Consider the following 704-nt stretch of genomic DNA (forward strand, 5'->3'; position numbering starts at 1 on the left):
GGCCGGGATTCGGCGCCGCGGCCGAAGCCGCGGCCGCGGACGCCCACCTCGAACGCCGCACCCGACCCCAACAACTCCTCGACGGCCTCGTCGGCGCCTGCAAAACAGCCCTCGCCACCAACACCCTGCCAGCCACCGGCGGACTCCGGCCCCAGGTCATGGTCACCATCAGCTACCAGGACCTCCTGAACCGCCTCCACACCACCGCCGCCAACGGCCCCCGCTACACCCGACCCACACCCACGACCCGGACAACGACCAACACCGGCGGCCCCAGCCGCCCCGGCGACAATGCACAAACCCACTGGCAAAACCCGGCAGCCACAGGCACTGCACCCGCAGCGACCGACGACACCGCGACCGGCCTGCCCCCGCTCCCCGACACCCCCACCGGGACCGGGACGTTCGCCTTCACCGGCCCCGTCACCCCCGCCACCGTCCGCAAAATCGCCTGCGACGCCGACATCATCCCCATCCTTCTCGGCAGCCAAGGCCGCATCCTGGACATCGGCCGCACCACCCGGATCTTCCCACCCCACCTCCGCAAAGCCCTCACCGCCCGCGACCAAGGCTGCGCCTTCCCCACCTGCACCATCCCCGCCCCCTGGTGCGAAGCCCACCACACCACCTACTGGTCACACGGCGGACCCACCAACACCGACAACGGCGTCCTCCTCTGCACCCACCACCACCACCTCATCCAC

Annotated in this window: 1 protein-coding gene; it reads left to right on the forward strand. The window is 71.0% G+C overall.

The window, feature by feature from the left end; genetic code table 11:
- Positions 1–704, forward strand: a 704-nt coding sequence (locus AC1D14_RS22585; protein ID WP_476969237.1) for an HNH endonuclease signature motif containing protein, incomplete at both ends; no start/stop codon positions are given.

It is taken from the genome of Arthrobacter sp. P1_B11, from assembly GCF_056406715.1.